At 64.4% G+C, this 24,542-nt stretch carries 23 protein-coding genes and 1 pseudogene; 1 reads left to right on the forward strand and 23 read right to left on the reverse strand.

All coding sequences use genetic code 11. The features are described from left to right. Positions 1-24: 24 nt before the first annotated feature. From atpG to IPF36_RS02110, 13 genes are all read right to left on the reverse strand, one after another. Positions 25-900, reverse strand: coding sequence for a F0F1 ATP synthase subunit gamma (gene atpG / locus IPF36_RS02050; protein WP_133097849.1), 876 nt, complete (start codon positions 898-900; stop codon positions 25-27). 76 nt (positions 901-976) lie between these two features. Beyond that, positions 977-2,518 (reverse strand): F0F1 ATP synthase subunit alpha, encoded by a 1,542-nt coding sequence (atpA, locus tag IPF36_RS02055; protein WP_133097850.1) that lies wholly within the window; start codon positions 2,516-2,518, stop codon positions 977-979. Between the two features lie 38 nt (positions 2,519-2,556). After that, positions 2,557-3,102, reverse strand: coding sequence for a F0F1 ATP synthase subunit delta (locus IPF36_RS02060; protein WP_133097851.1), 546 nt, complete (start codon positions 3,100-3,102; stop codon positions 2,557-2,559). Positions 3,103-3,104: 2 nt separating this feature from the next. Then, entirely contained in the window at positions 3,105-3,575 is a 471-nt protein-coding gene (locus IPF36_RS02065; protein ID WP_133097852.1) for a F0F1 ATP synthase subunit B, read from the reverse strand. A gap of 99 nt (positions 3,576-3,674) precedes the next feature. Next, entirely contained in the window at positions 3,675-3,941 is a 267-nt protein-coding gene (gene atpE / locus IPF36_RS02070; protein WP_010811268.1) for a F0F1 ATP synthase subunit C, read from the reverse strand. Between the two features lie 78 nt (positions 3,942-4,019). Next, a complete protein-coding gene (gene atpB / locus IPF36_RS02075; RefSeq protein WP_195427204.1) occupies positions 4,020-4,886 on the reverse strand; it encodes a F0F1 ATP synthase subunit A in 867 nt (288 codons plus the stop codon). 243 nt (positions 4,887-5,129) lie between these two features. Next, the gene (locus tag IPF36_RS02080; RefSeq protein WP_133097853.1) at positions 5,130-5,633 is read right to left on the reverse strand and encodes an ATP synthase subunit I; all 504 of its coding nucleotides are present in this window, start codon (positions 5,631-5,633) and stop codon (positions 5,130-5,132) included. 320 nt (positions 5,634-5,953) lie between these two features. Next, complete coding sequence (locus IPF36_RS02085) at positions 5,954-6,868, reverse strand: ParB/RepB/Spo0J family partition protein (protein WP_133097854.1); 915 nt, start codon at positions 6,866-6,868, stop codon at positions 5,954-5,956. 20 nt (positions 6,869-6,888) lie between these two features. After that, positions 6,889-7,662 carry a ParA family protein gene (locus IPF36_RS02090; RefSeq protein ID WP_133097855.1) on the reverse strand — a complete coding sequence of 258 codons (774 nt, stop codon included), beginning with the start codon at positions 7,660-7,662 and terminating at the stop codon, positions 6,889-6,891. Positions 7,663-7,747: 85 nt separating this feature from the next. Next, positions 7,748-8,449, reverse strand: a complete 702-nt coding sequence (gene rsmG, locus IPF36_RS02095) for a 16S rRNA (guanine(527)-N(7))-methyltransferase RsmG (protein WP_195427205.1) — start codon at positions 8,447-8,449, stop codon at positions 7,748-7,750. A gap of 21 nt (positions 8,450-8,470) precedes the next feature. After that, entirely contained in the window at positions 8,471-10,429 is a 1,959-nt protein-coding gene (gene mnmG / locus IPF36_RS02100) for a tRNA uridine-5-carboxymethylaminomethyl(34) synthesis enzyme MnmG (RefSeq protein ID WP_195427206.1), read from the reverse strand. A 221-nt stretch (positions 10,430-10,650) separates the two neighbouring features. Then, the gene (locus IPF36_RS02105; RefSeq protein WP_133097858.1) at positions 10,651-11,520 is read right to left on the reverse strand and encodes an N-formylglutamate amidohydrolase; all 870 of its coding nucleotides are present in this window, start codon (positions 11,518-11,520) and stop codon (positions 10,651-10,653) included. Positions 11,521-11,523: 3 nt separating this feature from the next. Beyond that, on the reverse strand, positions 11,524-12,519 hold the full coding sequence (locus tag IPF36_RS02110) for a tripartite tricarboxylate transporter substrate binding protein (RefSeq protein WP_133097859.1): 996 nt from the start codon (positions 12,517-12,519) through the stop codon (positions 11,524-11,526). A 175-nt stretch (positions 12,520-12,694) separates the two neighbouring features. Between IPF36_RS02110 and IPF36_RS02115 the strand changes: the two genes are divergently transcribed. Then, the gene (locus tag IPF36_RS02115; protein WP_135706144.1) at positions 12,695-13,633 is read left to right on the forward strand and encodes a LysR substrate-binding domain-containing protein; all 939 of its coding nucleotides are present in this window, start codon (positions 12,695-12,697) and stop codon (positions 13,631-13,633) included. 256 nt (positions 13,634-13,889) lie between these two features. On the opposite strand, the gene IPF36_RS02120 is transcribed toward IPF36_RS02115, so the two are convergent. The 10 genes and pseudogenes from IPF36_RS02120 to IPF36_RS34485 all read right to left on the reverse strand — a co-directional run. After that, positions 13,890-14,633 carry an ABC transporter ATP-binding protein gene (locus IPF36_RS02120; RefSeq protein ID WP_195427207.1) on the reverse strand — a complete coding sequence of 248 codons (744 nt, stop codon included), beginning with the start codon at positions 14,631-14,633 and terminating at the stop codon, positions 13,890-13,892. Between the two features lie 20 nt (positions 14,634-14,653). Continuing rightward, positions 14,654-16,498 carry an ATP-binding cassette domain-containing protein gene (locus IPF36_RS02125; RefSeq protein ID WP_133097862.1) on the reverse strand — a complete coding sequence of 615 codons (1,845 nt, stop codon included), beginning with the start codon at positions 16,496-16,498 and terminating at the stop codon, positions 14,654-14,656. A gap of 3 nt (positions 16,499-16,501) precedes the next feature. After that, positions 16,502-17,554 (reverse strand): branched-chain amino acid ABC transporter permease, encoded by a 1,053-nt coding sequence (locus tag IPF36_RS02130; protein WP_195427208.1) that lies wholly within the window; start codon positions 17,552-17,554, stop codon positions 16,502-16,504. A 216-nt stretch (positions 17,555-17,770) separates the two neighbouring features. Next, complete coding sequence (locus IPF36_RS02135; RefSeq protein WP_029046510.1) at positions 17,771-18,919, reverse strand: ABC transporter substrate-binding protein; 1,149 nt, start codon at positions 18,917-18,919, stop codon at positions 17,771-17,773. Between the two features lie 327 nt (positions 18,920-19,246). Next, complete coding sequence (locus IPF36_RS02140; RefSeq protein WP_133097873.1) at positions 19,247-20,005, reverse strand: TSUP family transporter; 759 nt, start codon at positions 20,003-20,005, stop codon at positions 19,247-19,249. Positions 20,006-20,074: 69 nt separating this feature from the next. Then, the gene (locus IPF36_RS02145) at positions 20,075-20,548 is read right to left on the reverse strand and encodes a hypothetical protein (RefSeq protein ID WP_133097864.1); all 474 of its coding nucleotides are present in this window, start codon (positions 20,546-20,548) and stop codon (positions 20,075-20,077) included. Between the two features lie 419 nt (positions 20,549-20,967). Then, a complete protein-coding gene (locus IPF36_RS02150; RefSeq protein ID WP_240745909.1) occupies positions 20,968-22,014 on the reverse strand; it encodes a branched-chain amino acid ABC transporter permease in 1,047 nt (348 codons plus the stop codon). Continuing rightward, a complete protein-coding gene (locus IPF36_RS02155; protein WP_133097865.1) occupies positions 22,014-22,898 on the reverse strand; it encodes a branched-chain amino acid ABC transporter permease in 885 nt (294 codons plus the stop codon). Before IPF36_RS02155 ends, IPF36_RS02150 begins: the two co-directional genes overlap by 1 nt. 224 nt (positions 22,899-23,122) lie before the next feature. Next, positions 23,123-24,331 carry an ABC transporter substrate-binding protein gene (locus tag IPF36_RS02160; RefSeq protein ID WP_029046505.1) on the reverse strand — a complete coding sequence of 403 codons (1,209 nt, stop codon included), beginning with the start codon at positions 24,329-24,331 and terminating at the stop codon, positions 23,123-23,125. Positions 24,332-24,419: 88 nt separating this feature from the next. After that, positions 24,420-24,542: pseudogene (locus IPF36_RS34485) on the reverse strand (ABC transporter ATP-binding protein); the annotation flags it as partial.

Here is a 24,542-nt window from a genome sequence, read left to right on the forward strand (position 1 = left end):
CCGATAGCTTGAATTCTTGACGCCTCAGACCGCTGCCGCGCCGCTGACGATCTCCGACAGTTCCTTGGTGATCGCTGCCTGCCGGGTCTTGTTGTAGTCCAGCTGCAGTTCGCCGATCACGTTCTTCGCGTTGTCGGATGCTGCCTTCATGGCCACCATGCGCGCCGACTGCTCGGACGCCATGTTCTCGGCCACGGCCTGGTACACCAGCGCCTCGACGTAGCGGACCAACAGCTCTTCCACCACGGTCTGCGCGTCAGGCTCGTAGATGTAGTCCCACGAGTAGGCGCGCTTCTCTTCTTCCGTCTGCGACAGCTTGTCGGCGGCGAGCGGCAAAAGCTGCTCAACCATCGGTTCCTGCTTCATCGTGTTGATGAACTTGGTGTACGCCAGGTACACCGCGTCGACTTCACCGTTGGTGAATGCGTCGAGCTGGACCTTGATCGCGCCGATCAGCTTTTCCAGGTGCGGGGTGTCGCCGAGCTGCACCACATTCGAGGCCACCTTGGCGCCGATGCGGCTCAGGAATTGCATGCCCTTGCTGCCGATGGCGGTGGCTTGCACATCCACGCCGCGACCCTGCAGGCTCTTCAGCTCGTTGGTCACCGCACGCAGCACGTTCGTGTTCAGGCCGCCGCACAGCCCCTTGTCGGTCGTGACCACGATCATGCCGACGCGCTTCACTTCGCGCTCTTGCATGAACGGGTGCTTGAACTCGGGGTTGGCAGAAGCCAGGTGCGCCGCGATGTTGCGCACTTTCTCGGCATAGGGACGGGCATTGCGCATCCGTTCCTGCGCCTTGCGCATCTTGGATGCGGCGACCATCTCCATCGCCTTGGTGATCTTGCGCGTGTTTTGCACGCTCTTGATCTTGGTTCGAATTTCTTTCGTTCCGGCCATATCTTCCTCTCCGTCCGAGTCCCAGCCGCGCCTGAATCCTCAGGCGCAGCAAGGATGTCGTGGAATCACGCGGTGGTTAGAACGCGGCGGACTTCTTGAAATCCTCGACGGCGGCACGCAGGGCGGGTTCATCTTCCTTCGAGAGCTGCTTGGTCTCTTCGATGCGGTTGACGAGATCGGCGTACTTGGTCTTCAGGTGGTCGTGCAGGCCCTTCTCGAACGGCAGGATGTCCTTCACTTCCACGTTGTCGAGGAAGCCGTTGTTGGCGGCGAACAGCGAAGCGGCCAGCTGCCACACTTGCTGCGGCTGGTATTGCGCCTGCTTCAGCAGTTCGGTCACGCGGCGCCCGCGCTCGAGCTGCTTGCGGGTGGCATCGTCCAGGTCCGAAGCAAACTGCGCGAACGCAGCCAGTTCACGGTACTGGGCCAGGTCGGTACGGATACCGCCGGACAGGCCCTTCACCACCTTGGTCTGTGCTGCACCACCCACGCGCGACACCGAGATACCGGCGTTGATGGCGGGACGGATACCGGCGTTGAACAGGTCGGTTTCCAGGAAGATCTGGCCGTCCGTGATCGAGATCACGTTGGTCGGCACGAACGCGGACACGTCGCCAGCCTGCGTTTCGATGATCGGCAGCGCGGTCAGCGAACCGGTCTTGCCCTTGACGGCGCCGTCGGTGAACTTCTCGACGTAGTCTTCGTTCACGCGGGCAGCACGCTCCAGCAGACGCGAGTGCAGGTAGAACACGTCGCCCGGGTAGGCTTCGCGGCCCGGCGGGCGGCGCAGCAGCAGCGACACCTGGCGGTAGGCCCAGGCTTGCTTGGTCAGGTCGTCATAAACGATCAGCGCGTCTTCACCGCGGTCGCGGAAGTATTCGCCCATCGTGCAGCCGGCGTAGGCAGCCAGGTACTGCATGGCGGCCGAGTCCGAAGCGGCAGCAGCCACGACGACGGTGTATTCCATCGCGCCGTGCTCTTCCAGCTTGCGCACCACGTTGGCAATGGTCGAAGCCTTCTGGCCAATGGCGACGTACACGCAGTACATGCCCTTGCCCTTCTGGTTGATGATCGCGTCCACGGCAACGGCGGTCTTGCCGGTCTGGCGGTCGCCAATGATCAGCTCGCGCTGGCCACGGCCGATCGGCACCATCGAGTCGATCGACTTCAGGCCGGTCTGCACCGGCTGGCTCACCGACTGACGCGCGATCACGCCCGGCGCGACCTTTTCGATCACGTCGGTTTGCTTCGCGTTGATCGGGCCCTTGCCGTCGATCGGCTGGCCCAGCGTGTTCACCACGCGGCCCAGCAGTTCCTTGCCAACGGGCACTTCCAGAATGCGGCCGGTGCACTTGACCGTGTCGCCTTCGGAAATGTGTTCGTAGTCGCCCAGCACCACGGCGCCGACCGAGTCGCGCTCGAGGTTCAGCGCGAGGCCGAAGGTGTTGCCGGGGAATTCCAGCATCTCGCCCTGCATCACGCCGGACAGGCCATGCACGCGGCAGATACCGTCGGTCACGGAAATCACCGTGCCGGTGTTGCGCACTTCAGCTTCGGCGCCAAGACCCGAGATGCGGGTCTTGATCAGCTCGCTGATTTCTGAGGGGTTCAGTTGCATCACAATGCTCCTAATTCTTCAATCCGTCGGACTGCCGCTCAGGCGGCGGTCAGCGCGGTTTGCATGGCTGCCAGGCGCGCACGCACGGAGGTGTCGAGCACTTCGTCGCCAACCTTGACGCTGACGCCGCCGATCAGGGACGGGTCCACCGCCACCTGCGCGTACAGCTTGCGGCCGAACTTGCGTTCGAGTGCGGCGACCAGGTCGTTCAGCTGACCATCTTCCAGCGGAAAAGCACTGGTGATCTCGACATCCGACGACCCTTCACGGGCGTTCTTGAGCGCATGGAACTGTTCGGCGATGTCAGGCATCACCGTCAGGCGGCCGTTCTCCACCAGCAGCTTGACGAAGCGGCGTGCCTCGTCGCTGACCGGGGACTTCAGCACCGACAGGAACAGTTCGGCCAGCTTGTCGCCGGGAACGTTCGGATCGTCGGCGACCGCCTTCATGTCGGCATTGGCGGCAACTAGCCCCATTTCCGACACCAGCTCGGACCATGCACCCAGGTTGCCTGCGCTCGATTCACTGGCGACGCGGAACAGCGCCTCAGCGTAGGGACGGGCAATGGTTGCGGTTTCAGCCATGATTAGAGCTCAGCCTTGAGTTGATTGAGCAGGTCGCTGTGGACCTGCGCGTTCACTTCACGCTTGAGGATCTGCTCGGCACCCTTGACGGCCAGCACGGCGACCTGGTCGCGCAGTTCTTCGCGCGCGCGGGTAACCTGCTGTTCGGCGTCGGCCTTGGCCTGGGCAATGATGCGTGCGGCTTCTGCCTGGGCGTTCTGCTTGATCTCTTCGGCCGTCAGCTGGGCGCGCTTCTCGGCGTCAGCGACGCGTTGGGCGCCTTCGGTGCGGGCTTCGGCCATGGCCTGGTCCACACGCTTGTTGGCGAGTTCAAGCTCGGCCTTGCCCTTCTCGGCAGCGGCGAGGCCATCGGCGATCTTCGTTGCGCGTTCGTCGAGCGCCTTCACCAGCGGCGGCCAAATGAATTTGGCAACAACCCACCACAGGATGAAGAACACGACCATCTGCGCAAAAAACGTTGCGTTCAGATTCATGGTGTGTTCCTTTCGGTAATCAAACTACAGATAAATGCACAAAAGGCGGCTGGGCTGGTGGCCCGCGCCGCCCGTCAGCATCATGCAGACCGAAAAGAATTACTTGATGACAGCCAGCAGCGGGTTCGCGAAGGCGAACAGCATTGCAACACCCACGCCGATCAGGAATGCCGCGTCGATCAGGCCGGCCAGCAGGAACATCTTGGTTTGCAGCGGGTTCATCAGCTCGGGCTGACGTGCGCAGGCTTCGATGTACTTGCCACCCATCAGGGCGATACCCAGGCAGGCGCCGATAGCGCCCAGGCCGATGATGATGCCGATACCGATAGCGGTCAGACCCTGGATGTTGGCGAGAAATTCTTGCATGACGACTCCTTTAATTTAGAGAGACTTAGAACCAAAAAATCAAAAAACCAAAAACCTAAAACTTGAAACCTGCAGCGATCAGTGGTGATCGTGAGCCTGGCCGATGTACACCAGCGTCAGCATCATGAAAATGAAGGCCTGGAGCAGCACGATCAGGATGTGGAAGATCGCCCAGACAGCGCCGGCAAGGACGTGGCCGACGAAACCCAGCGCCGACAGGTCGGCACCAAACGTCCAGATGGAACCCAGCAGCGCGATCAGCAGGAACACGAGTTCGCCGGCGTACATGTTGCCGAACAACCGCATGCCGAGCGAAACGGCCTTGGCCAGGAATTCGATGATGTTCAGGATCAGGTTGAACGGGGCCAGGTACCACTTGGCGCCGAACGGGGCCGAGAACAGTTCGTGCATGAAGCCGCCCGCGCCCTTGATCTTGAAGCTGTAGTAGATCATCAGCAACAGCACGGCGCAGGACATGCCCAGCGTGCCGTTCAGGTCGGCCGTGGCCACCGCGCGGTGGTGGGGCAGGTGGATGTGGAAGATGCCCAGGACATGATTCAGGCCGGTGACCCAGTCCACCGGGATCAAGTCGATCGCGTTCATCATGGTGATCCAGCAGAACACCATCAGTGCCAGCGGAGCAATCCACGAACGGTCGCCGTGGATGATGCCCTTGGCCTGGTCGTCGACCATCTCGACGATCATCTCGACGAAGGCCTGGAAGCGGCCCGGCACGCCCGAGGTGACGCGGCGCGCGGCGGCATACAGGAACAGCACGGCGATGGCGCCGCACAGGACCGACCAGAACACCGTGTCATAGTTGATCACGGAGAAATCGACCACCGACGCTTGCTTGCCGCCGACCGAGTTCAAGTTCTGCAAGTGTTCGGCGATATAGCCGGAGGGTGTCAGCACGTGTTCCGCGCTTTGGGTAGCTTCTGCCATTGTCGAATCGAACGGTATATTGCGAAATCTTCGGGCCGCGCGCCGCTACTCCTGTGCGGCACCCGGTACGCGTCTTGCATTGCCTTCGGCGGATTCGCCGGTCACCGCGATGCAAGCGGGTTTCCAACCTTGACCGTGTCCGGTGTCACCGCTGTGAAACCACGGTGAAACCGCCACGGAAACATCTTGATATTCCGTTTCGGTGCCCCACCTCCGGATGAAGCACCTGTTTTGTGCAGCGGCCTAGCGCATCGCGAGGGCCACCACCCAGTAAGTCTTGAGCGCCAGCAGGAACGTGACCAGCATTGGTACCCAACGCAGATCCCGGTACAGCACCACCACCAGCACCAGCATGGCCACGGTGGCGAACACCTTGATCGCCTCACCCAGGACCAGCCCGCCGACCGATGCGCGATCCCGCGCCACCCACAGCCGGAATGCGAAGAATCCGCTCGGCACGAAGCACACCATGCCGCCGAACAACGCTGACCAGCCGTACGGCCCCGCCTCTTTCCCGAACAACGCCCAGCAAAATGCTGACAGCAGGGAAACGATCACCTGCGCCAGGACAACCTTGCCCGGGGTCATGCGCGAAGGACGCAGCGCGCGTTCGCCAAACAGCTTCACCGCATCGGCGTGCGACAGCGGATCGACAGCTTCATCTTCACGTTCTGCGCCTTCTTTCCAGTCGTCCCAGTCATCTTCCTGACGGGAACCGGCGCTGCGCTGCTGACGGTCTCGAACCACTACCTGCCTGCCTCATTCAGGCCGGAACTTATCGGCCCGACCAGAATTCAAACCGCACGATTTTAAGGGGAACTACTGATTCGCGTCAATCTGCTTACAGTTAGCTTGCAGTGCGTTGCGCACAACGGTTGCCATCACGATTGCATGATGGCTTCACAAAAATTGCGTCGCAATGACGTTTGACGTAATTGGATTGCGCAGCGGACCCTGCGCATGATGGTGGATTAGCGGGTACGCCTCACGTATACCGATAATCGCACCGGCCACTGCTGCTTCGATGCAACAGTTACCCTCGCAATGGCCGGTTATCGCCCGCTATTTCAGGCTGCCTGCTGCCCTTCGCGCGATTCGCGCAGCCGCGCGAGCACCCCATCGAGCGCATCGTTGTCGCTGAAGTGGATGGTGAGCTGGCCCTTGCCGCGCGCACCCACCTTGATCTGCACCGAGAGCCCCAGCGCATCCGACAGCTCTTCCTCCAGCCGCGCCACGTCGCGGATATTGTTCACGCCCTTCTGCTTGAGCGACCTCAGGTCGAACGGCTTGAGCGTGGACGCCACCAGCTTTTCAGTCTCGCGCACCGACAGCCGCTTGTTGACGATCTGGTTCGCCAGCGTGATCTGATTGGCGCCGTCGACAGCAAGCAGCGCGCGCGCGTGACCCATGTCAAGATCGCCCGCCATCAGCATGGTCTGCACCGGCGCCGCCAGGTTCAGCAGGCGCAGCAGGTTGGACACGGCGCTGCGAGAGCGGCCCACCGACTCGGCGGCCTGCTCGTGCGTAAACTTGAATTCGCGGATCAGGCGCATGATGCCCTGCGCTTCTTCCAGCGGGTTCAGGTCTTCACGCTGGATATTCTCGATCAGCGCCATCGCGGCCGCGGCTTCGTCGGCCACGTCCTTGACCAGCACCGGCACCTGGTCCAGGCCCGCGAGCTTCGACGCGCGGTAACGGCGTTCGCCCGCAATGATCTCGTAGCGATCCGGCTCGGCCACGCGCCGCACCAGGATCGGCTGCATCAGGCCCTGCGCGCGGATGCTGGCGGCGAGCTCCTGCAGCGCGCCTTCATCCATGCGTGTACGCGGCTGGTACTTGCCGGGCTGTAACTGGTCCACGTGCAACACGCTGGGCGCGCCCTCCTGCTTCGCTGTCTCGACGATCTCGGCGGGACCGCCCAGCAATGCTTCCAGGCCCCGGCCCAGGCCCTTCTTCTTTGCCGGCGTCTTTGCGGTACTCATGGTCGATGCCTCCTCGAGCTTCAGCCCAGCTGCCTGACGCGCGCGATCATCTCGGCGCCAAAGTCCAGGTACGCCTTGGCGCCCTTGGATGACGGATCGAATGCCACGCCCGGCATGCCATAGGACGGTGCCTCGGCCAGGCGCACGTTGCGCGGGATCAGGGTCTTGAACACCTTGTCACCGAAGTGCGATTCGAGCTGTGCCGACACCTGCTGCTGCAGCGTGACGCGCGGGTCGAACATCACGCGCAGCAGGCCGATCACCTTGAGCTCGCGGTTCAGGTTGGCGTGCACCTGCTTGATGGTGTTGACGAGGTCGGACAGCCCTTCGAGCGCGAAGTATTCGCACTGCATCGGCACGATCACGCCATGCGCCGCGCACAGCCCGTTCAGCGTCAGCAGCGACAGCGACGGCGGGCAGTCAATCAGCACGAAGTCGTACTCGTCGTCGACTGCGTCGATGGCTTGCTTGAGCCGGCGCTCGCGGTGATCGAGCTCGACCAGTTCGACTTCGGCACCGGCCAGCTCGCGGTTGGCCGGCAGCACGTCGTACCTGCCGGTCTCGGATTTCTGGCGCGCTTGCGGGACGCTGGCCAGGCCAACCAGCACCTGGTACACGCTGTGTTCCAGCGCCTGCTTGTCGATGCCCGAACCCATCGAGGCATTGCCCTGCGGATCCAGGTCGACCAGCAGCACGCGCTGGTCCTGCGCGGCCAGGCCGGCGGCGAGGTTCACCGTCGTGGTGGTCTTGCCCACCCCGCCCTTCTGGTTTGCAATCACGAATACCTTGGCCATATGTTCCTGAGGCTCCTGCTTCAATTCATCCGGCCAGCCTCATGGCCGGCAGTTCGCGGCACTGCTTGCAGCGCCGCGGCGTAGGTCATGCGTGCGCGCCTGCGCGCCGCGACAGCACCACCAGGTGGCGCTCGGCATCCAGTCCCGGCACAGTGAGGCGCGGTACTTCGTCGACTTGCCAGTTGGCCATCAGTCCCGCGGCTTCCATCCGGTCGAGCTCCGCCTGTGGATAAACACCCTTCATGGCGATCAGCTTGCCGTGCGGCGCGAGCAACTGGCCCGACAGGTTCACGAAGTCGGTCAGTTCAGCAAAGGCACGTGACGTGATCACGGCAAAGCCGTCCGCATCGTCCAGTTTTTCCACCGGGCCCCAGTGCGCCGCGGCGTTGACCAGGCCGAGTTGGGCGCGGCATTGCGTCAGGAATGCGGTCTTCTTCTGCACGATGTCGACCATCAGCACCGACACGTCGGGACACGCAATCGCCAATGGCAGCCCGGGCATGCCGCCGCCCGAGCCGACGTCCAGCACCCTGCCCCGCGCAGGCGTACCTATCTCTGCAGAACGCGCGGCAGCGGCCAGCGCGGGCACTGCCGCGAGCGAATCCAGCATGTGATGCGTAAGCATCTCATCGGGGTGGCGGATCGCGGTCAGGTTATAGACGCCGTTCCATTTGCGCAGCAGCGCGAGGTAGTCGAACAGCTTGTCAATCTGTACCGGTGCCAATACCAGCCCGATCTCGGCGAGACCGGCTTCGAGGCGACGACGCTGCGTGGCGTCGTCTGTCATGGTGTGTCGAGCGCCCGCCACTCAGGCCGCCTCTTCCGAGTTGCCGCCAACGGCAGCCGAATCGGCGCGCGTTCGGCCGAGCCCCTTCTTCTTCAGGTGTACCAGCAGCAGCGAGATCGCCGCCGGAGTCACGCCCGAGATGCGCGATGCCTGGCCCAGCGTTTCCGGGCGGTGCTGGTTCAGCTTCTGGCTGACCTCGAAGCCCAGCCCACGTACCTCGGTGTAGTCGAGATTCGCGGGCAGGCGGGTCGATTCATTGGCTTCCAGCTTGTCGACCTCGGCAGCCTGGCGAGCGATATAGCCGTGGTACTTGATACCAATCTCGATCTGCTCACGGATCTGGTCGGCCAGCATGGCATCGGCGTCGAGCGGTGCTTCGGGCGCGTGGCGGCCGCCCTGCAGCGCCATCAGCGACTCATAGCGGACTTCCGGCCGGCGCAGCAAGTCGGCCAGGCTGTACTCGCGTTCGATCGGCTTGCCCAGCAACGGCACGGCGTCTTCCGGCGGCAGCATGGCCGGGTTCACCCATGTGCTTTTCAGCCGCTCTGTTTCACGTGAAACAGTGTCGCGTTTGCGGTTGAAAGCATCCCAGCGTGCATCGTCAACGACACCCAGCTCACGGCCGACTTCCGTCAGCCGCATATCGGCGTTGTCCTCGCGCAGGCTCAGTCGGAATTCGGCACGGCTGGTGAACATGCGATACGGCTCGGTCACACCGCGCGTGATCAGGTCGTCGACCAGTACGCCCAGGTAGGCCTGGTCGCGACGCGGCGTCCAGGCTTCACGCTCGCGCACGTAGCAACCGGCATTGATGCCGGCCAGCAGGCCCTGCGCGGCGGCTTCTTCATAGCCGGTGGTGCCATTGATCTGGCCGGCAAAGAACAGCCCGCGGATCGCCTTGCTCTCCAGGGATGACTTCAGGCCGCGCGGATCAAAGTAGTCGTACTCGATGGCGTAGCCAGGGCGCAGGATATGCGCGTTCTCCAGGCCGCGGATCGAATGCACCAGCTCCAGCTGCACGTCAAACGGCAGGCTGGTCGAGATCCCGTTCGGGTAGAACTCATTGGTGGTCAGCCCTTCCGGTTCCAGGAAGATCTGGTGGCTTTCCTTGCTGGCAAAGCGATGGATCTTGTCCTCGATGCTGGGACAGTAGCGCGGCCCCACCCCTTCGATCACGCCGGTGTACATCGGCGAACGGTCGAGACCGCCACGGATGACGTCATGCGTGCGGCTGTTGGTATGGGTGATCCAGCAAGGCAGTTGCTGCGGGTGCAGCTCCGGACGGCCCAGGAAGGAGAACACCGGCACCGGATCCAGATCGCCAGGCTGTTCTTCCATCACCGAGAAGTCGATGGTGCGGCCGTCGATGCGCGGCGGCGTGCCGGTCTTCAGCCGGCCCTGCGGCAGCTTCAGTTCCTTCAGGCGCGCCGACAGGGATACGGCAGCCGGATCTCCGGCGCGCCCGCCAGTGTAGTTGTCCAGGCCGACGTGGATCTTGCCGTCCAGGAAAGTGCCGGCGGTCAGCACCACGGCCCGCCCGCGGAAGGCGATGCCGACCTGCGTCATGGCGCCGACGACCCGATCGCCCTCGACCATCAGGTCATCCACTGCCTGCTGGAACAGCATCAGGTTCGGCTGGTTTTCCAGGCGAGTACGAATCGCCTTGCGATACAGCACACGGTCCGCCTGCGCGCGCGTGGCGCGCACCGCCGGTCCCTTGCTGGAATTGAGAATGCGGAACTGGATGCCGGACTCGTCCGTGGCGGCCGCCATGGCGCCGCCCATCGCATCCACTTCCTTGACCAGGTGTCCCTTGCCGATGCCGCCGATGGACGGATTGCAACTCATCTGGCCCAGCGTCTCGATGTTGTGGGTCAGCAGCAGCGTCTGGCAGCCCATGCGCGCGGCCGCGAGTGCTGCTTCAGTTCCGGCGTGACCACCACCGACGACGATGACATCGAATTCTTTTGGGTAAAGCATGAGACACCTCCTCCGGGAGGCTGGCGGGAAAATGCGGGAATGCGAAATTATAGCGGCATTCGTCTGGCCGCTTTTCGACCGACACCATGTTTCACGTGAAACATGATGTGGACGATACCTGCGCGTGGCCGGCAAGCGACGCCTGGGGTGCCACGATGTTCCACGTGAAACAAAAAGGCCGGGCACAAGGCCCGGCCAATGTTTCACGTGGAACAAGCTGCTCAGAGGCTGGCCCGGATATATGCTGCAACCTGCTCCGCCAGCCTGCCAAGGTCGCGCTGCAAGGTATCGAACCCGGCATTCCGTTTCCGCGTCGCCTCGTCCATATAGAGCGGGCGTCGGATCTCGATCTGCAGGCTGCTACGCCGCTCGGCCGGCCGCCCGATCTGGGCGATCAGCTGCACGCCCTTGTAGGGGTCATTGCGCGCAACCGTGTAGCCCATGTTGCGCAGTTCCCGGTCGACCAGGTCGACCAGCCCCGGCTCGCAGGTGGTTCCGTCCCGGTCTCCCAGCACAAAGTCCGCCAGCGGGTGCGGGCTGTCGATCTTCAGGCGCTCATAGGCATTGTTTGGCATCGAGTGCAGGTTCAGGTGCCAGACCGCGCCAAAGCGCCGGTATGCGCCCTCCACGGCCTCGGCAAGCGCCGCATGGTAGGGGCGGTAATAGCGGTCCAGACGCCCCTGCACTTCCGCCACGGACAGCCGGCGATCGTAGATCGGCGTGCTCGCATCGATCCGGCTCCAGACCAGGCCATAGCCCAGGCTGGTCTTCGGTCCCGGCGCCAGCGCCGTGGGCCACGCCCCGTCCAGCTGATCCGGGTCGATATCGTCGGCCATCCGGTTCGGGTCGATATAGACCCGCGGGAACGTAGCCGCCAGCAGCGTGCCGCCGACCGCCGGCACCGCTGCCCACAGCGCATCAACGTGCGTGTCTTCACCGCCGCGCAGCCGCGCCGCAGGGATCGCCGCGCCGAAATCCGCCGGGTACACGGTGCCGCTATGCGGCGAGTCGCACACCAGCGGCAGCGCCTTCCCTTCCGGCAGCCGCACGATGACCGGCGGCAGCGCGCCCTGATGATTCGCTTCAGCCATGCCTCAGTCCAGCTTGATCTCGGCGGCCTTGGCCACGCGGGCATAGCGCGCCATGGCTTGCTGGATCTGGGCCTTGAACTGATCCGGCGTGGTCGGCACCAGCGTGCCGCCCGACTCTTCCACCTTGCGCTTGAACTCGGGGTTCTGCATGGCCTTGTGGATAGCCTGGTTCAGCTTGTTGACGATCGCCGGCGGCGTGCCGGCCGGGGCGACGATGCCGAACCAGCCGCCCTCGCCCATGTCCTTGAAGCCCAGCTCGGCATACGTCGGCACGTTCGGCAGCTGTGCCGAACGCGACGCGCCCAGCACCGCCAGCGCGCGCAACTTGCCGGATTTCACGTGGGGCAGCGTCGACGACAGGTTATCGGTGATGGCATTGACCTGCCCTGCTACAGCGTCATTCAGCGCCAGGCCGGCGCCCTTGTACGGCACGTGCAGCAGGTCGATCTTGGCCAGCATCATGAAGTTCTCGATGTTGACGTGGCCGAGCGAGCCCGCACCCGGCGAGGCAAAGCTGTACTTGCCCGGATTGGCCTTGGCCAGCGCGATGAACTCCTGCATGGTCTTGGCCGGTACGCTCGGGTGTACGGCGAACACGCTGGGGATGGCGACCACGTTGGTCACCGGGGCGAAGTCCTTGATCGGGTCGTACTTCAGCCTCGGATACACAGCCGGGTTGGAGCCGTGCGTGCTGACCGTGGCCATGCCGATGGTGTAGCCGTCCGGTGCCGAGCCGGCCACCTGCTCCATGCCGAGCGAACCGCCCGCGCCGCCCTTGTTCTCGACCACGATGGACTGGCCCAGCTCGCGGCCGGCGAATTCGGCCACCAGGCGCGCCGACAGGTCGGTCGAACCGCCCGCGGCAAACGGCACGATCAAGCGGATCGGGCGGGTCGGATAGTTGGCCTGCGCGAAGGCGCTGCTGGTAAACATCAGCGTGGCGGCGGCTGCGGCGCCCGACAGCATCAGCTGGCGGCGCGTCATCGTGGCTCGGTTCATGAGGCTTTCTCCTGTTGTTTTATGCGAAGGAACCGAGCGAGTGTCAGGCGTTTACCGGTTGCGCACAAACGACTATATTGCACGTTTGCATTACCAAAGATCATCCTGCCCCACGCCCAGGTAAACACTGTGGCATCGCAGGTTCTGCCCCCTCTCCTGCGCTGTACCCTGCGCCATGCGGCTGCGTTCCCCGTCGATGTCCGAGTTGCACGCCTTTGCCGCCGCGGCAAAGCTTGGCAGCTTCACCCGTGCCGCGGACACACTGTGCGTCACCCAGGGCGCGATCAGCCGGGCAATCGCCCGGCTCGAGGAACACTTCGGCCAGCCGCTGCTCCAGCGCAATGCACATCGGCTGGTGCTGACCGATGCCGGCCGGCAGCTGCTCGATGCCGTGGCCGAGCCGCTGGCCGCAATCGAAAATGCCAGCGCTGCCCTGCTCGCCGGCGACCGGCGCCACCGCCTGACGCTGTCGGTCGTGCCGACGCTGGCCAGCGTATGGCTGGTGCCGCGCCTGCCGGACTTCCATCGGCGCCATCCGGAAATCCACCTCGACTTCGTTCCCTACCAGCGCGATGAGGATCTCTCGGGCGCCACGCCCGATGCCGCCATCCTGGCGGGTGAAGCGGGCAAGTGGCCGGGCCTGCAGGCCGACTACGTGATCGGGCGTGAAATGGTGCCGGTCTGCCATCCGGACCGCGCCCGTGCTCGCCGCGAGGCCGGCCGCTGGCAGACGCCGGCGGAGCTGTTGCAGGAGCCCCTGCTCTATCACACGTCAGCGCCGGCGAACTGGCAAAACTGGCTGCGAGCGGCCGGCGTACCCAACGCTGCGCCGATGTTATCCACAGCGTTCGACCAGGTGTCGATCCTGATCCAGGCTGTTCGCGCCGACATGGGAGTCGCGGTGTTGCAGCGATGCCTGGTGAGAGATGAAATTGCAGCGGGACGTGTTTTTGCGCCGTTTGATTTGCCGATTTCGCTGCAACGGGGCTATTTCTTGTGCGCGCCGCGGGAGCGCCGCGATCATCCGGCGCTAAACCGCTTTCGCGATTGGTTGCTGGAGACCGCGCAGCAAGAAGCTATCCAAGATACCGAAGGACATTCTCGCAAAAAATAAAACACCAAAATGATAGCGCCACTATATTCCTTCAAAGCATAATTTTAGCGCCATCATCGTTGGCCTCGATATCTACAGAGGATTCTCGCAGCCTTTCATTCATCAACCGAATCGAAGCGTACCCAACCCTGCGTCGCTCCTCCCGATACCAAAAAACAGGCCTCTGAAACCACTTATCCCCAAAGTTATTCACACGAGAAATGAAAAAGGGCTCGCCTAGGCGAGCCCTCATTCGTCCGGCTATCATCCTTATGGATTAAGCGGCCTTTTTTGCCAACCCAAGATAGGTTTCAATCACCTTCGGGTTCGCCGCCAACTCGTCTGCGGGCCCCTCCATCGACATATCCCCGGTCTCGATCACATAGCCATAGTCAGCCACCTGCAGCGCCGCCCGGGCGTTCTGCTCGATCAGCAGCGTGGCCACGCCGGTCTGGCGCAGGTTGCTGATGATATGGAAGATCTCCTTGACGATCAGCGGTGCCAGGCCGAGGCTGGGCTCGTCCAGCATCAGCAGCTGCGGCTTGGCCATCAACGCGCGGCCCACCGCGAGCATCTGGCGCTCGCCGCCCGACAGCGTGCCGGCATCCTGGCGCGCACGCTCGCGCAGGCGCGGGAACAAGCCGTAGACCACGTCCATCTGGTCCAGGTAGTTCTTCTCGCCGGCACGCTTGCGGCGGAACGCGCCCAGCAACAGGTTGTCTTCGACCGTCATCGACGCAAACAGCTCGCGCTTCTCCGGCACCAGGCACATGCCGCGCGCGACGCGGCCCTCCACGGGGATACCGGCCATGTCGTGACCGAGGTAGCTGACCGATCCGCTCGCCGAGCCGTTGACCGGCAGCGCACCCATGATCGCGTTGAGCATGGTCGACTTGCCGGCGCCATTGGGGCCGATCACCGTCACGATCTTTCCGGCTTCCACCTTCAGGTTGGCGCCGTGCACCGCTTCCACCTTGCCGTAGCGGACGTGGAGGTCCTTCACTTCAAGTATCAGGCTCATGTCGGGTCCTTGCTCCACACCTATTCCACGCCACCCAGGTAGGCTTCCAGTACCGCCGGGTTCTTCTGCACTTCCTCGGGCACGCCCTCGGCGATGCGCGTACCAAACTCCATCACCACCAGCCGGTCGGTCAGGTTCATCACGAAGTCCATGTCGTGCTCGACCAGCAACACGCTCATGCCCTCGCCCTTGAGCTTGCGCAGCAGGTCGGCCAGCGCCTGCTTCTCCTTGTAGCGCAGGCCCGCAGCCGGCTCGTCGAGCAGCAGCAGCGCGGGGTCGCAGCACAGGGCGCGCGCGATCTCCAGGATGCGCTGCTGGCCCAGCGCCAGGCTGCCCGCTTCCATGTACATGCAGTCGGCCAGGCCTACGCGCTCCAGTTGCCGCTTCGCTTCGAACAGCAGCTTGTCTTCCTCGACCTTGTTCATGCGCAGGATCGCTGCCGAGACACCGCCCTGCGCGCGGAAGTCGCCCCGCAGGTGCGCGCCGATGGCGACGTTCTCCAGCACCGTCATGGTCGGCAGCAGGTGCACGTGCTGAAAGGTGCGGCCAATGCCGCGCTTGACGATCTCGCGCGACGGCAGGCCGGAGATCACCTCGCCGCGATAGCGGACCTCGCCACGCGTGACCGGCAGCACGCCCGTCACCAGGTTGAAGGTGGTGGACTTGCCGGCACCGTTCGGGCCGATCAGGCCGATGATTTCGCCCGCACGCACCTGGAAGCTGACATCGTTGACCGCGACCAGCCCGCCGAACTCCTTGCGCGCGGCGCGCACGTCGAGGATCAGCTCGCCCGCCTCGGGCTTGCGCCGCACCGCCAGCGCCTCGGCCTGCGCCGGCGCCAGCACCGCGGGGCCCGACGGAAACAGCCGGCGCAGGAACGGCCAGATGCCATCGCGCGCATACTGCAGCAGGAGCACCAGCAGCACGCCGAAGACGATGATCTCGAAGTTGCCGTTGGCGCCGAGCAGCTTGGGCAGCACGCCCTGCAGCACGTCCTTCAGGATGGTCAGGATGCCCGCACCCAGTACTGCGCCCCACACGTGGCCGACGCCGCCGACCACCGCCATGAACAGGTACTCGATGCCGTAGTTCAGGCCGAACGGCGTCGGGTTCACCGCGCGCTGCAGGTGCGCGTAGAGGAAGCCCGACACGCACGCCAGGATCGCCGCCACGACGAAGATCACCACTTTCATCCACGCGGTATTGACGCCCATCGCCTCGGCCATCACCCCGCCGCCCTTGAGCGCGCGGATGGCGCGGCCCGGGCGCGAGTTCAGCAGGTTCTGCATCGCCAGCACGGCCAGCAGCACCACTGCCCAGATCAGGTAGAACATCGAGCGGCCCGACTGCAGCTCGATGCCGAAGAACGACAGCACCGGGATGCCGTTGATGCCGTCGTACTTGCCCAGGAACTCCAGGTTGCCGAACAGGAAGAACAGCGACAGGCCCCACGCGATGGTCGCCAGTGGCAGGTAGTGGCCGGACATGCGCATCGTGATCAGCCCGATCACATAGGCCGAGGCTACCGTGATCACCAGGCCCACCAGCAGCCCGAACCACGGCGACAGCCCGAACTGCGTGGTCAGGTAGGCGGTGCTGTACGCGCCCAGCCCCACGAACGCGGCCTGTCCGAACGATGTCATGCCGCCCACGCCGGTCAGCAGCACCAGCCCGATCGCGACGATGCTGTACAGCCCGATGTAGTTGCCCAGCGTGATCCAGAATTCAGGCGTCGGCAGCACCGGCAGCAGCGCCAGCACGACGATGAAGGCCAGCACCAGAATCCGGTTACGGTTCAACCGCGCACGGCTGCCGGCCTCGGCGCCGGTCACGGCCGCCGCTTGCTTGTCGGTCAGCATGGTCATGGCTTATTCCTCCTCCTCGACATGCTTGCTCGTCAGCGAGCGCCACAGCAGCACCGGAATGATCAGTGTGAAGACGATGACCTCCTTGAACGCGCTGGCCCAGAAGGACGAATAGGATTCGAGCAGGCCCACCAGCAGCGCACCCAGTGCTGCGACCGGATAGCTCACCAGCCCGCCGACGATCGCGCCGACAAAGCCCTTCAGGCCCACCAGGAAGCCCGACTCGTAGTACACCGTGGTCAGCGGCGCGATCAGGACGCCGCACAGCGCGCCCATCGATGCGGCCAGCGTGAACGACAGCCGCCCCGCCTGCGTGGTGCCGATGCCGACCAGGCGCGCCCCCAGCCGGTTCACCGCGGTCGCGCGCAGCGCCTTGCCCTGCAGCGTGCGCTCGAAGTAGAAGTACAGCGCGCCGATCAGCAGCGCCGACACGCCCACCACCCACAGGCTCTGGCCCGAGACGCTGAGCGCGCCCACTTCGAAACGCGCATCAGAGAACGCCGTGGTACGCGAGCCCTCGGCGCCGAACATCACCAGCCCCAGCCCCACCAGCGCAAAGTGCACGCCGACCGATACGATCAGCAGCACCAGCGTGCTGGCCTCGGCCAGCGGCTGGTAGGCGAGGCGGTACAGCATCGGCCCGAGCGGGATGATGACCAGCAGCGTCAGCGCGATCTGCGCCACCATCGGCAGCGGCTGCGCGCCGTATTGCTGGACCACCCAGTGCACCGCGAGCGGGAACACCAGGTACTTGCCGGCCAGCACCGCCAGCCGCTGGCCCAGCGTGCGCCGCAGCTCGGCGCTGCGCAGCACGGTCACGGTTTCATAGACGAAGGTCAGCGCGCCCATGGCCAGCAGCAGCCAGCTGGTCTGCGGCGCATGCCCGGCCTGCATCGCGGCCAGCGTCAGCGCGCCGTAGGCAACGAACTCCCCTTGCGGGATGAAGATGACGCGCGTCACCGAGAACACCAGCACCAGGGCCAGTGCCAGCAGCGCGTAGATCGCGCCCGAGGTGATGCCGTCCTGCGCCAGGATGGCGGCGATAGATAGGTCCATTGTCTCCCCGTATCGTTGAAATACCTGCCTGCTTCGAAGGGGGCCGACAGGGTGCTGCGCGCGGTGGGATTTACGAAATGGTAAACGGGTTGCCCATTGCGGAAATACTCGGCAACCCTAGGTATGGCGGTGCCGCAGAAAAAAGGGCGCATGGCATAACCCATGCGCCCTGCTTCACTCCTACTCAACTGTCACTCGGGAATTCAGTGCAGCGGCTTATTTCAGCAGCTTCCACTTGCCGTCGACGATCTGCACCATCACGCGTGCGCGCTGGTCGAAGCCGAGGTGGTCGGTGGTGCTCATGTTCATGATGCCGTGCGACACCGGCAGGTTCCTGGTCTGCTCCATGGCGTCGCGCAGCGCCTTGCGGAATTCCTTGGTGCCGGGCTGGCCCTTCTTGAGTGCCTCGGGAATGGCGTGCTGCAGGATCAGGCCCGCATCCCAGGCATGGCCGCCGAAGGTCGAGACCTGGCCGCCGAAGGCTTTCTCGTAGGCGGTCTTGTAGGCCATGGCCGGCTTCTTCACCGGGTTGCTGTCGGGCAACTGTTCAGCCACCAGCAGCGGGCCGGCCGGCAGGAACGTGCCTTCGCAATCCTTGCCGCACACGCGCAGGAAGTCCGCGTTGGCAACGCCGTGAGTCTGATAGACCTTGCCCTTGTAGCCGCGCTCCTTCAGTGTCTTGGCGGGCAGCGCCGCGGGCGTACCCGAGCCTGCGATCAGCACCGCGTCGGCGTTGGCGCTCATCATCTTCAGCACCTGCCCGGTCACCGAAGTGTCGGTGCGGGCAAAGCGCTCGTTGGCGACCACCTTGATCTTGCGCATCTCCGCCACCTTGGCGAATTCCTGCGCCCAGCTGTCGCCATAGGCATCCGCGAAGCCGATGAAAGCCACGGTCTTCACGTTGTTGTTGCCCATGTGCTCGGCAATCGCGGTAGCCATGTGCGAGTCATTCTGCGGCGTCTTGAAGATCCAGGCGCGCTTGGCATCCATCGGCTCGATGATGCGGGCCGAGGCGGCCATGGTGATCATCGGCGTATCGTTCTCGGCGACCACGTCGACCATGGCCAGCGAGTTCGGCGTCACGGTGGAACCGACCACCACGTCAACCTTGTCTTCGCTGATCAGCTTGCGGGTGTTCTTGACCGCGGTGGTGGTGTCCGAAGCGTCGTCCAGGACGATGTACTCGATCTTCTTGCCCGCGACTTCCTTGGGCATCAGCGTGAAGGTGTTCTTCTCCGGAATACCCAGCGATGCGGCCGGACCCGTCGCCGACACCGTGACCCCGACCTTGACCTGTGCCTGGGCGGCGCCGGCAGCCAGGCAGGCCGCCGCGATTGCCAGCAGGCTGGCGCGCTTGAAATCCATCTTGTCTCCTTCGGTTCCTGAAACGGAAAGGCATCCGTCCGGCGTCCACCGGCGGATGCCCATTTTCTACGGACCCCTCGGGTCTGACGCAGGCACATCGCCGGCACCTGCGCTACTGCCAGGAACGATGACACACCATTCCCCATTTCCCGTCCACGCCGAGAACCCGTTCGCCCTGGCGAACCGGCCCCATTTTCCCCGGAATTCCCCCGGAATTGGCGCTTCTGTCATTCACCGACCGTGCGGTCGGGAATGCGAATCGAGTCTATCACAGCGACTTGACGCGAAAAGCAGGATTAACCCGCATCAAGGTCAGCGCCCGGCTGCTCAGCGCGCAAACGCATCCCATGCCGTCTTCAGGATCAACGCGCTCACCACCACGATAAACACCTTGCGCACGAACGCGCTGCCATGCCGCAGCGCCAGCCGGCTGCCCACCTGGCTGCCGGCAACATTGGCCACCGCCATCACCAGTCCCAGCTGCCACCAGATATGGCCCTTGCTGGCGAGCAGCAGCAACGCCGCCAGGTTGGTGGCGAGGTTGACCAGCTTGGTCGACGCCGCGGCATGCAGGAAGTCATAGCCGAACACGCGCACGAACACGATCATCAGGAAGCTGCCGGTGCCGGGGCCGAACACGCCATCGTAGAAGCCGAGCACTGCGCCGGCGAGCAATGCCGCGAGCCGTTCGCGGCCGCCTTTCAGCGTCGGCGCATGCTCGGTCCCGAGGTCCTTCTTGGCCAGCGTATACACCAGCAGCGTCACCAGGATGAATGGCAGCGCCTTGCGCATCGGCTCGGCCGGGATCATGGTCAGCGCCCACGCGCCGGCCATCGAGAAGACAAAGGCCGCCACCACCGCCGGCGCGGTCGCGCCCCAGTAGATGCGCACGCTGCGGCCGTAGCGCAGCGCGGCGTTGGCGGTGCCGGCGATCGAGCCAACCTTGTTGGTACCCAGCAGCGTTGCCGGCGCCATGCCGGGATAGGCGGAGAACAGCGCCGGGATCTGGACCAGGCCGCCGCCGCCGGCGACCGCGTCGATCATGCCGGCGAGAAAGGCGGCAACCGCCAGGAAAGCGAACTCCATCATTGCAGGAACGGGGAAAGGAAAACGGGGAGAGGAAAAAACGGGGCGCCGGAGCGCGTCAGTGCCGGCTCAGCCGAGCACCTTGGCCGCCGGCACAAGATTGCGCATCCACATGCCGCTGGCATGCGGGGCAAAACCGGGCGGCGCGCCGCCCTGCGCGCCGGCCAGTGCCGGGGCGAGCAGCGCATGGCGGATGCCATGGGCGCGCCCCCAGTCGGCCAGCGTGTCGCAGCCGGCGTCCAGGCAGGCGCGGGCCATACCGGCACCAAGGCCGGGGCGTACCCACCATTCCGTGGCCAGGGCGGCCAGGCCTGCCAGTTCCAGGCTTGGCACCAGCGCCACCGGCAGGCAAGCCAGCACATCGTCCGGCGCGCCGCCATAGGCCAGAAGGCAGATCCCGCGCCCGGACTGCGCCAGCAACTCGTCCAGCATCAGCCGCCGAGCCCTGGCCGCCGGCACCGGCAACGGCTGCACGACTGCCAGCCAGGCCTCCAGCATGGCGCCATCGGCACTCTGGCCGGCGCGTACCCACAGCTGCGGCATGGGCCGTTGCGGCGTTGCGTCGGGACGACCCGAGCCGTCCGGAAGCGGCGGATCTTGGGAATCAGGGGGATAGTCGGGCATGGCGGGCAACGGAAAGCGCCCGCATTGTCGCATGCGTCGGGGACCGGGGTGATGCCGATCCGGCATGGGTGCCCCACAATGAGGCGAACACGGCACAGTGAAGGATTGCGTGCTCGCTGCCGTGGGCGAAGCACCAATGAAAAAAGCGTTGCCGAGGATCACCCGGCAACGCCCTTTATTTTATAACGCTGCTACCCGACACCGGGTGCGCGCCTGTCGTCTCCTCGCTTCCGCCTCCATTTAACCTGCGAAAACCGTATATGGAATGTAACGAAGCGGTGCACAGAGGACAAGCTAGAAAAAACCCTAGCCCCAGAATCGGGCATGTCGCCCCACGATCACTCGTGCTTGCGGCCGAACCGGGCCAGCAGCTCGCCCATGATGCCGCGGCGGAAGGTCAGCACGCAGATCACGAAGATCACGCCGGTCACCATCGTCACCGACTCGCCCAGCGTGTTGAACCACTGCAGGCCGGTGGCCGAGGCCAGGAAGCTGCCGATGTCGCCCAGCTTGTTTTCCAGCGCCACGATCACGAAGGCGCCGACGATCGGGCCCGACAAGGTGCCCAGGCCGCCCACCAGCGTCATCAGGATCACCGAGCCCGACATCGACCAGTGCACGTCGGTCAGAGTCTCGAAGCCCAGCACCAGCGCCTTGATCGAGCCGGCCAGCCCCGACAGCGCCGCCGAGAGCACGAAAGCGGTCAGCTTGAAGCGGTCGACATCGTAGCCCAGCGAGATAGCCCGCGGCTCGTTCTCCTTGATCGCCTTCAGGATCTGGCCGAACGGCGAATGCACCGTGCGCACGATCAGCGCGAAGGCCGCGACAATGATCACCAGCGCCACGTAGTACAGCGTCAGGTCATTGGACAGCGGCAGCACGCCGAACAGCTTGCCGCGCGGGATGCCCTGCAGTCCGTCCTCGCCGCCGGTGAATGGCGCCTGCAGGCAGATAAAGAACAGCATCTGCGCCAGCGCCAGCGTGATCATCGAGAAGTAGATGCCCTGGCGCCGGATCGCCAGCGAGCCGACCACGTAGCCGATCAGCGCGCCGGTGGCCGTGCCCAGGATCAGCCCGATCTCGGGCGTCACGCCCCAGGCCTTCATGGCATGGCCGGCCGCGTAGCCGGCACCGCCGAAGAAGGCCGCATGGCCGAACGACAGCAGCCCGGTATAGCCGATCAGCAGATTGAACGCGCAGGCAAACAGCGCAAAGCACAGCACCTTGAGCACAAATACCGGATAGGCACCCGCCAGCGGCGCGGCGATCAGCCCCAGCAGCAGCAATCCGTACAACAGTTTCTTCTGCACGCCCTGTCCCTTTCCTGCCCGGCCCGCGTTGGCAGCCACTGCGGGCCGCGTCGATGATGTGGTTGGTGCGCTCATCACTTCTCCTTCCCGAACAGCCCGGCCGGGCGCAGCAGCAGCACGATCACCATGATGAAGAACACCACGGTCGACGATGCTTCAGGATAGAACACCTTGGTCAGGCCCTCGACCACGCCTAGCCCCAGGCCGGTCAGGATCGACCCCATGATCGAGCCCATGCCGCCAATCACCACCACCGCGAACACGATGATGATCAGGTTCTGGCCCATCAGCGGCGAGATCTGGATCACCGGCGCGGCCAGCACCCCGGCAAACGCCGCCAGCGCCACGCCGAAGCCGTAGGTCAGCGTCACCATCAGCGGCACGTTGACGCCGAAGGCCTCGACCATCTTTGGGTTCTCGGTGCCGGCGCGCAGGTAGGCGCCCAGCTTGGTCTTCTCGATCACGTACCAGGTCGCGAAGCACACCACCAGCGACGCCACCACGACCCAGGCGCGGTAGTTCGGCAGGATCATGAAGCCGAGGTCGGTCGCACCCTGCAGCGCGTCAGGCGTCTGGTACGGCAGGCCCGACACGCCGTAGATCGAGCGGAAGATGCCTTCGATCACCAGCGTGATGCCCAGCGTCAGCAGCAGGCCATAGATGTGGTCGAGCTTGTAGATCCAGCGCAGCATGGTCTTCTCGATCACCACCCCGATGGCGGCAACCACCAGCGGCGACAGCAGCAGCATGATCCAGTAGTTGAGCCCGGCGTACTCCATGCCCATCCAGGCCAGCACCGCACCCAGCATGAAGAGCGCGCCGTGCGCGAAGTTGATGACGTTGAGCAGGCCGAAGATGACCGCCAGGCCCAGGCTCAGCATCGCATAGAAGGCGCCGTTCACCAGCCCCAGCAACAGCTGGGAAAGCATGGCAGGCAGGGGAATTCCGAAGATGTCCATGGGCATCCGTTGCTGGTTGTGTCTCCCCTCTCCCGCTTCGGGTGAGGGGTTGGGGGAGAGGGCCGGCGTGCAAGAGGCTGCCGACTTCAACACCGGCGCGTGCGGGCCTCAGGACCGCTGCCGGAAGTTTGGTTGCGCCACGCTCCTGCTAGCGCCGGCCCTCTTCCCCTGCCCCTCTCCCGCGCGCGGGAGAGGGGAGCAAACCGTCGCAGTGTCGACGGCTCTTACTTCTTCAACATCGCGCACTTCGACTCGGCCACCGTCGTGAATGCCTGGTCGCCCGGGATGGTCGCCACCACCTTCAGGTAATCCCACGGCTTCTTCGACTCGGCCGCGGTCTTCACCTGCATCAGGTACATGTCGTGGATGCCACGGCCGTCCTGGCGGATATAGCCCTTGGTGTAGAAGTCGTTGATCTTCATCTTCTTCAGCTCGGCCATGACCTTGTCCGGATCATCGGTCTTGGCTGCTTCCACCGCCTTCAGGTAGGTGCTGGCGGCCGAATAGTCCGCGGCCTGCAGGCTGCTCGGCATCTTCTTCATCTTGCCGAAGAAGCGGTTGGCGAACTTGCGGGTGTCGTCGTTCATGTCCCAGTACCAGCTGTCGGTCATCAGCAGGCCTTCGGTGTTCTTCAGACCCAGGCTGTGGATGTCATTGATGAACATCAGCAGGCCAGCGATCTTCATCGTCTTGGTGATGCCGAATTCCTTGGCCGCCTTGATCGCATTGATGGTGTCGCCGCCGGCGTTGGCCAGGCCCAGGATCTGCGCCTTCGACGACTGCGCCTGCAGCAGGAACGACGAGAAGTCGGACGCCGACAGCGGATGCCGTACCTGCCCCGCCACCGTGCCGCCGCTGGCCTTCACCACCGCGGCAGTGTCGCTTTCCAGCGAGTGCCCGAAGGCGTAGTCGGCGGTCAGGAAGAACCACGACTTGCCGCCCTGCTTGACCACCGCGCTGCCGGTGCCCTTGGCCAGCGCCACCGTGTCATAGGCATAGTGCACCGTGTACGGCGAGCACTCTTCGTTGGTCAGGCGCGCGGTGCCGGCACCGATGTTGATGTAGACGCGCTTCTTCTCGGAAGCGACCTTGTTCATCGCCAGCGCGGTGCCGGAGTTGGTGCCGCCCAGCAGCATGTCCAGGCCCTGCTGGTCCATCCATTCGCGCGCCTTGGAGGCGGCGATGTCGGCCTTGTTCTGGTGATCGGCGGAAACGATCTCGATGGGCTTGCCCAGCACCTTGCCGCCGCGGTCCTCGATCGCCATCTTGATGGCTTCCAGGCCGCCGGGGCCGTCGATGTCGGCGTACAGGCCCGACATGTCGGTGATATAGCCGATCTTCACGGTGTCGCCGGATACCTGCGCGGCAGCGCCGAACGAGACCGCACCCATGGCAATAGCCGCCATCGCGGCCGCGAGCCGAGTCTTTTTCATCTCTTTGTCTCCTGATTTGCGGCGGCGATGCGCCACCCGTTCCTGCCAAACAGCAATCAACGATCCGGGTATCGGTCAGATCCCGGGATCAGACCCCGAGCAGTTCATGCAGCACCGGCATCTTTGCCTGCAGATCGCCGGCATCGAAGCGCTCGACGATGCTGCCGTGCTCCATCACGTAGAAGCGGTCGGCCAGCGGCGCGGCGAAGCG

This window comes from Cupriavidus sp. IK-TO18, from assembly GCF_015549295.1.
GTDB lineage: Bacteria > Pseudomonadota > Gammaproteobacteria > Burkholderiales > Burkholderiaceae > Cupriavidus > Cupriavidus oxalaticus_A.

Excerpts from the sequence above, each read along its gene's own strand:
- IPF36_RS02085 (WP_133097854.1), bottom strand. The coding sequence starts at position 6,868 with ATGAGTACCGCAAAGACGCCGGCAAAGAAGAAGGGCCTGGGCCGGGGC.
- atpB (WP_195427204.1), bottom strand. The coding sequence starts at position 4,886 with ATGGCAGAAGCTACCCAAAGCGCGGAACACGTGCTGACACCCTCCGGC.
- IPF36_RS02110 (WP_133097859.1), bottom strand. The coding sequence starts at position 12,519 with ATGAACCGAGCCACGATGACGCGCCGCCAGCTGATGCTGTCGGGCGCC.
- IPF36_RS02065 (WP_133097852.1), bottom strand. The coding sequence starts at position 3,575 with ATGAATCTGAACGCAACGTTTTTTGCGCAGATGGTCGTGTTCTTCATC.
- IPF36_RS02125 (WP_133097862.1), bottom strand. The coding sequence starts at position 16,498 with ATGACCATGCTGACCGACAAGCAAGCGGCGGCCGTGACCGGCGCCGAG.
- IPF36_RS02090 (WP_133097855.1), bottom strand. The coding sequence starts at position 7,662 with ATGGCCAAGGTATTCGTGATTGCAAACCAGAAGGGCGGGGTGGGCAAG.
- IPF36_RS02150 (WP_240745909.1), bottom strand. The coding sequence starts at position 22,014 with ATGAGCGCACCAACCACATCATCGACGCGGCCCGCAGTGGCTGCCAAC.
- IPF36_RS02105 (WP_133097858.1), bottom strand. The coding sequence starts at position 11,520 with ATGGCTGAAGCGAATCATCAGGGCGCGCTGCCGCCGGTCATCGTGCGG.
- atpE (WP_010811268.1), bottom strand. The coding sequence starts at position 3,941 with ATGCAAGAATTTCTCGCCAACATCCAGGGTCTGACCGCTATCGGTATC.
- IPF36_RS02130 (WP_195427208.1), bottom strand. The coding sequence starts at position 17,554 with ATGGACCTATCTATCGCCGCCATCCTGGCGCAGGACGGCATCACCTCG.
- IPF36_RS02060 (WP_133097851.1), bottom strand. The coding sequence starts at position 3,102 with ATGGCTGAAACCGCAACCATTGCCCGTCCCTACGCTGAGGCGCTGTTC.
- rsmG (WP_195427205.1), bottom strand. The coding sequence starts at position 8,449 with ATGACAGACGACGCCACGCAGCGTCGTCGCCTCGAAGCCGGTCTCGCC.
- IPF36_RS02160 (WP_029046505.1), bottom strand. The coding sequence starts at position 24,331 with ATGAAAAAGACTCGGCTCGCGGCCGCGATGGCGGCTATTGCCATGGGT.
- IPF36_RS02135 (WP_029046510.1), bottom strand. The coding sequence starts at position 18,919 with ATGGATTTCAAGCGCGCCAGCCTGCTGGCAATCGCGGCGGCCTGCCTG.
- atpA (WP_133097850.1), bottom strand. The coding sequence starts at position 2,518 with ATGCAACTGAACCCCTCAGAAATCAGCGAGCTGATCAAGACCCGCATC.
- IPF36_RS02115 (WP_135706144.1), top strand. The coding sequence starts at position 12,695 with ATGCGGCTGCGTTCCCCGTCGATGTCCGAGTTGCACGCCTTTGCCGCC.
- IPF36_RS02155 (WP_133097865.1), bottom strand. The coding sequence starts at position 22,898 with ATGGACATCTTCGGAATTCCCCTGCCTGCCATGCTTTCCCAGCTGTTG.
- atpG (WP_133097849.1), bottom strand. The coding sequence starts at position 900 with ATGGCCGGAACGAAAGAAATTCGAACCAAGATCAAGAGCGTGCAAAAC.
- IPF36_RS02140 (WP_133097873.1), bottom strand. The coding sequence starts at position 20,005 with ATGGAGTTCGCTTTCCTGGCGGTTGCCGCCTTTCTCGCCGGCATGATC.
- IPF36_RS02120 (WP_195427207.1), bottom strand. The coding sequence starts at position 14,633 with ATGAGCCTGATACTTGAAGTGAAGGACCTCCACGTCCGCTACGGCAAG.
- IPF36_RS02145 (WP_133097864.1), bottom strand. The coding sequence starts at position 20,548 with ATGCCGCAGCTGTGGGTACGCGCCGGCCAGAGTGCCGATGGCGCCATG.
- mnmG (WP_195427206.1), bottom strand. The coding sequence starts at position 10,429 with ATGCTTTACCCAAAAGAATTCGATGTCATCGTCGTCGGTGGTGGTCAC.